We start from the raw sequence: 5803 nt of genomic DNA, 5'->3' as shown, positions 1-5803 counted from the left end.
GTTCAAGCCATAGGCTAGGATCGTCTGCGGGTGACGGGCATCGACCAGATCGATCGAGCCGTAATATTTGATGTCGCCGGACAGGCTGCGGTCGATGGTGTCGAGGCAATGGAACATGACGTAGCGCGCCTGCGGCTTGACCACCGCCTGATCAAGCACCAGCGACAGCGGCGTGCCGGTCCATTTGGCGATGCAACTCCAGCCTTCGACACAGTCGTGGCGGGTGATCTGGGTGCGGCTCGGCATGTTCATCAATTGCTCACGGGTCAGCGACAGCGGCTTTTCGACGAGGCCGGAAACCTCGAGCCGCCAGTCGGCGAAATTGTTGGCGAGCAGGCCCTTGTAGACATCGTCGTCCGGCGCGGTGACGCCGTTCGGCCGCTGCGGCTGGCGAATGTCGGCTTCGGTGAATTCCGGCGCCAGCGAATCGCCGGCAAGCAGGCGTTGCGCGCGCCAGGTCAGGCCGTTGGCGCCTTCGAGGAAACTTCGCAGGCCGTCGCCGACGCGAAGCTGGCTGTCGAAGGCATCGCAACCCGACAGCATGACACCGGAGACGCCGAGGCTGGCCGAGGTCAGGAATTTTCTGCGGCTGATCATAAACTTCGCCATCTCACGCACTCCTCTGAGGCGCCTTGCCGCCATGCGCCGGCGGCGGATCGGTTCGGTACCAGCCGGTGATGATGGAACGCAGCTCGTTGATCGGGCCGGCGGCGAAGATCATCAGAATATGGATGATGAAGAAGGCGATGAGCAGCAGCATCACGATGAAATGAATCGTCCGCGCCGTCTGCCGGCCGCCAAGCAGATCATTGAGGAACGGCAGCACCGCGTTCATGCTCGGTGACATGGCAAGGCCGGTGATGATCATCAGCGGCAGCAGCACGAACATTACGCCGCCATAAGCCATCTTCTGCAGCGTGTTGTACTCGCGCGTGTGGTGGAACTTGAGCTTGGCATGATCGACGATGTCTCGCGGCAAGCGCCTGAGATCGCCGATGCGCGGAGCAAGATCGCGGCGCAGATGACCGTTGACCAGACTGGCGATCAACCACACGACCAGGGTCGTGGTCAGTATCCAGGCGAAGAAGAAATGGACGACGCGGGCGGTGCCGAGGTCGTAATAAGAGGGGATCGTCGCCCAGGACGGGAAGGCGCGGGACGTCTCGCGACCCACCGGCCCCGACCAACCGAGCACACCGGTCGTGTCGAAGCGCTTGCCGAAGATTTCGGTGTAGCCGCGCGGTCCGTTTGCGGTGTTCTCGGCGCCGATCGCGAAGATGGTGTTGTCATAGGCGAATCCCGACTCCTTGCCGATATAGAGCTGGGGGCGGGCGTTGAAGATCTGCAGGCCGGAAAGCAGCATGAAGAACAGCGAGATGGCCCAGAGCCAATGCGTCAGCCGCGTCCAGCGCGACTGCCGGTAGATCAGCGTCGCATCCTTCGGCGCGGCAGTGTCTGGCCCGACGGTGGATTGGCTCCTGGCAACCGATTCCATTTTTTCGCGTCCTTCCGGCCGCTCAGTCGGCCTTTCCGATCGTTCTCCTTCCAATACGCTGCCAGCCAAAGCGATGTTTCATCCGATCACGGAATTATTACGGGCTGCCCGATACTACTTGCCCCCGAGACTGACGGCGAGGTTGACCGCGGCGGCGACAATCACTGTATTGAAAAAGAACGACACGATCGAATGCAAAAGCACGATGTGACGCATTTTCGTGTTCGAGACCGCGGTATCGGAAGTCTGTGAGGTCATGCCGACGGTGGTCGAGAAATAGAGAAAATCCCAGCCGTCCGGCCGCTCCTTACCGGCAAATACGAGGCCGCCGACGGGTTTTTTCCGCTTCGCTTTGCTGCCGGGGTCGGTCTCTTCATCGTTCAGCCAGTAAACATGTGCGTAGTGCAGCGCCGTCATGGCGTGGATGGTGAACCAGCCGAGCGGGATCGACAGCAGGGCGAAGGTGAGTTCGACAGGATGCGCGCTGCCCTCGCGATTGATCACTTGGAACAACGAGACGATGGCGACGGCGACGACAATCAGCGTCACGGCAAAGATGACCAGCACCGGCTGGTCGGTGGCGCGGGCATTCTTGCTCAGATAGCGGTCGGTGAGCAGCGGCATTTGGGCGACGACGATGACTGTGTAGGCGGCGAAAAACGCATTGGCGCCGATCGAAAAGGCGAGCGGAGTGCGCAAGACCAGCGCGATCGCCAGTGCCACTACACCGATGCAGGCCGACACCGCGAACTGCATGTGGCGGTGCAGTGGTGTCTTCAGGGGCGTCTCGGTCGTCATGGCCCGGCCTCTGATGGCGGCCCGTCTTACCGCCGCTCGTCTTTTAGGACTCGGACATTATAGCAGTTTTGCCTGTGCGCATGATGCCGAAGACCGATTCCCGGTTTTGCTGCGCTGACGTCCGGTTCGAGGTCAAAGCGCTAGTCCAGTGCGGCGGATTTCAGCGCACGCCGCAAGATGCGATCGAGCTCGCCGAGAAACCGCGAGCGGTCCTGCGGCGCGAAACTGGCATTGTAGCCCTTGCTTTCGCCGGTCTCGCGCAGATGCTGCTTGAGGTCGCGCATCGCCACCGCCATGCCGATCGTTTCCGGCGTGAACGGGCGCCCGGTCGGCCCAAGCACGTGGGCGCCGAGCGCCACCGTGCGGGCGGCAAGCGGGATATCTGATGTCACCACGATGTCGTTGGGCTTGGCATTGTCGACGATCCAGTCGTCCGCCGCGTCGGCGCCCTTGGACACGACGACGTTGCGGATCATCGGATCGCGCGACGGGCGCAGGCCGCCATTGGAGACGAAGGTGACGACGACGCCATGGCGCTCGGCGACTTTCTCGACCTCGGCCTTCACCGGACAGGCATCGGCGTCGACATAAATGGCAGGTACGGGCATCGTTCGTTCCAACGCGGATGAAACCTGGCGGCTTCGGCAGGCTCCATCGATGATATTCGGGCGGTCGCTATCCCTGCAACGCTTCGGACCTCTTCGCGGTCCATGCCGCGATGTAGTCCATCAGAGCCGATTTCACCTAGTAAACCACCACGCTCCTGATGCTCTTGCCCTCATGCATCAGGTCAAAACCTTTGTTGATGTCTTCCAGCTTCAGCGTGTGGGTGATCATCGGGTCGATCTCGATCTTGCCGTCCATGTACCAGTCGACGATCTTCGGCACGTCGGTGCGGCCGCGCGCGCCGCCAAAGGCGGTGCCCATCCAGGTGCGTCCGGTGACGAGCTGGAATGGCCGCGTCGAGATCTCCTGGCCGGCGCCGGCAACACCGATGACCACCGACTTGCCCCAGCCGCGGTGCGACGCTTCAAGGGCCTGCCGCATCACCTTGGTGCTGCCCGTGCAGTCGAATGTATAGTCGGCACCGCCGATCTGGTCGGCACCGCGCTTGGTCATGTTGACGAGATACGGCACGATATCGCCATCGATCTCCTTCGGATTGACGAAATGCGTCATGCCGAATTTCTCGCCCCATTCTTTCTTGTCGTTGTTCAGGTCGACGCCGATGATCATGTCGGCGCCGGCAAGGCGCAGCCCCTGGATGACATTGAGGCCGATGCCGCCGAGGCCGAAGACGGCGGCCGTGGCGCCGATCTCGACCTTGGCTGTGTTGATCACCGCGCCGATGCCGGTTGTGACGCCGCAGCCGATGTAGCAGATCTTGTCGAAGGGCGCGTCTGGATTGACCTTGGCCACCGCGATCTCGGGCAGGACGGTGAAGTTGGAGAAGGTTGAGCAGCCCATATAGTGGAAGATCTTGTCCTTGCCGATCGAGAAGCGCGACGAGCCGTCCGGCATCAGGCCTTGCCCCTGCGTGGCGCGGATCGCGGTGCACAGATTGGTCTTTCTGGACAGGCAGGACGGGCATTGCCGGCATTCCGGCGTGTAGAGCGGGATGACGTGGTCACCCTTCTTAACCGAAGTGACGCCCTTACCGACATCGACGACGATTCCCGCACCCTCATGGCCGAGGATCGCCGGAAAGATGCCTTCGGGATCGGCGCCCGACCGCGTGAATTCGTCGGTGTGGCAAATGCCGGTCGCCTTGATTTCGACCAGTACCTCGCCGGCGCGCGGGCCGTCGAGGTCGACCTCCAGGATCTCCAGCGGCTTTCCGGCGGCGACAGCGACAGCGGCACGGGTTTTCATCGGGAATCTCCTCTCAGGGCAAATCTGCAATCGGGGGCGAGCATTAGCGTATCTGCAGGTTCTGGACTATGGGACGAATTGACAGTTCATAGCCGGGTTTGGTCGTCACTAGGCGACTTGCGCCCGGGATATGCGCCAACTTGCCTTGATCAGCCGGGCCTTGACCGGCCGGGCGAAGCCCATAAAAGAAAGGCAGCCGAGGGAACAAAACCCGCATGTTCACAAAAATCCTGATCGCCAATCGCGGCGAGATCGCCTGCCGCGTCATCAAGACGGCGCACAAGATGGGCATCGCGACCGTGGCGGTCTATTCGGACGCCGACCGCGACGCCGTGCATGTCGAGATGGCCGACGAAGCGGTGCATATCGGGCCTTCGCCGGCCGCGCAGAGCTATCTGGTGCCGGAGAAGATCATCGCCGCCTGCAAGGCGACGGGTGCAGAAGCCGTGCATCCCGGCTACGGATTTCTGTCCGAACGCGCATCCTTCTGTGAGGCGCTGGAGAAGGAGGGCATCGTCTTCATCGGCCCAAAACCCAGAGCGATCAGGGCGATGGGCGACAAGATCGAATCGAAGAAATTCGCCAACGCTGCAAACGTGTCGACCGTGCCCGGCTGGCTTGGCGTCATCGAGAATGCCGAGCATGCCGAGAAAATAGCCGGTGAGATCGGTTATCCCGTGATGATCAAGGCCTCGGCCGGCGGCGGCGGCAAGGGCATGCGCATCGCCTGGAGCAAGGCCGAGGTGCGCGACGGGTTCGATCGGGCGCGGTCGGAGGCCAAAAGCTCGTTCGGCGACGACCGCGTCTTCATCGAGAAGTTCGTGGTCGATCCGCGCCACATCGAGATCCAGGTGCTGGCCGACGCACATGGCAACGCGCTTTATCTCGGCGAGCGCGAATGCTCGATCCAGCGCCGCAACCAGAAGGTCGTCGAAGAGGCACCCTCGTCCTTCCTCGACGCCAAGACGCGGAAAGCCATGGGCGAGCAGTCGGTGGCGCTGGCCAGGGCGGTCGACTATCAGAGCGCCGGCACGGTTGAGTTCATCGTCGACAGCGAAAAGAACTTCTATTTCCTTGAAATGAATACGCGATTACAGGTCGAGCATCCGGTCACCGAGCTCGTCACCGGCATCGACCTGGTCGAGCAGATGATCCGCATAGCTGCCGGCGAGAAGCTCGCTATCAAGCAAAGTGACGTCAAGCTGAACGGCTGGGCGGTGGAAAGCCGGCTCTACGCCGAGGACCCGTATCGCAATTTCCTGCCGTCGATCGGCCGGCTGACAAAATACCGGCCGCCGGAAGAGGGACAGTTCGGCGAAATCGTCATCCGCAACGATACCGGCGTCACCGAGGGTTCGGAAATCTCGATGTTCTATGACCCGATGGTCGCCAAGCTGTGCACCTGGGCGCCGACGCGGCTCGCCGCGATCGACGCCATGTCGGAAGCGCTGGACAGCTTCGTCGTCGACGGCATCGGGCACAACATACCGTTCCTGGCGGCGCTGATGCAGCATCGGCGCTGGCGGGACGGGCTGATATCGACCGCCTTCATATCAGAGGAATATCCTGACGGGTTCGCGCCGATCGTGCCGAACGACGAGGAGAAGGCCGTGCTGGCATCGATCGCCACCGCGGTCG

6 protein-coding genes are annotated in these 5803 nt (G+C 62.0%); 1 reads left to right on the top strand and 5 read right to left on the bottom strand.

Annotation, left to right across the window (positions count from 1 at the left end; genetic code table 11):
- From E5W87_RS15530 to E5W87_RS15510, 5 genes are all read right to left on the bottom strand, one after another.
- Window positions 1-609, bottom strand: a 609-nt coding sequence (locus E5W87_RS15530) for a molybdopterin-dependent oxidoreductase (RefSeq protein ID WP_292398853.1), incomplete at its 3' end; no start/stop codon positions are given.
- A gap of 1 nt (window position 610) precedes the next feature.
- On the bottom strand, window positions 611-1495 hold the full coding sequence (locus E5W87_RS15525) for a cytochrome b/b6 domain-containing protein (protein ID WP_292398850.1): 885 nt from the start codon (window positions 1493-1495) through the stop codon (window positions 611-613).
- Window positions 1496-1609: 114 nt separating this feature from the next.
- Window positions 1610-2293, bottom strand: coding sequence for a DUF1345 domain-containing protein (locus E5W87_RS15520; RefSeq protein WP_292398848.1), 684 nt, complete (start codon window positions 2291-2293; stop codon window positions 1610-1612).
- A gap of 140 nt (window positions 2294-2433) precedes the next feature.
- Entirely contained in the window at window positions 2434-2901 is a 468-nt protein-coding gene (locus tag E5W87_RS15515) for a YaiI/YqxD family protein (RefSeq protein WP_292398845.1), read from the bottom strand.
- Between the two features lie 136 nt (window positions 2902-3037).
- Window positions 3038-4165 (bottom strand): S-(hydroxymethyl)glutathione dehydrogenase/class III alcohol dehydrogenase, encoded by a 1128-nt coding sequence (locus E5W87_RS15510; protein ID WP_292398842.1) that lies wholly within the window; start codon window positions 4163-4165, stop codon window positions 3038-3040.
- Between the two features lie 215 nt (window positions 4166-4380).
- Here E5W87_RS15510 and E5W87_RS15505 point away from each other — a divergent pair.
- The coding region (locus E5W87_RS15505; RefSeq protein ID WP_292398839.1) for an acetyl/propionyl/methylcrotonyl-CoA carboxylase subunit alpha at window positions 4381-5803 on the top strand (1423 nt) is incomplete at its 3' end.

Source organism: Mesorhizobium sp. (genome assembly GCF_004962925.1).
GTDB lineage: Bacteria > Pseudomonadota > Alphaproteobacteria > Rhizobiales > Rhizobiaceae > Mesorhizobium.
This window is presented reverse-complemented; position numbering and strand designations above follow the sequence as displayed.

Bases quoted from the DNA above. Each gene is read 5' to 3' on its own strand.
- E5W87_RS15525 (WP_292398850.1), bottom strand. From the start codon at position 1,495: ATGGAATCGGTTGCCAGGAGCCAATCCACCGTCGGGCCAGACACTGCC.
- E5W87_RS15520 (WP_292398848.1), bottom strand. From the start codon at position 2,293: ATGACGACCGAGACGCCCCTGAAGACACCACTGCACCGCCACATGCAG.
- E5W87_RS15515 (WP_292398845.1), bottom strand. From the start codon at position 2,901: ATGCCCGTACCTGCCATTTATGTCGACGCCGATGCCTGTCCGGTGAAG.
- E5W87_RS15510 (WP_292398842.1), bottom strand. From the start codon at position 4,165: ATGAAAACCCGTGCCGCTGTCGCTGTCGCCGCCGGAAAGCCGCTGGAG.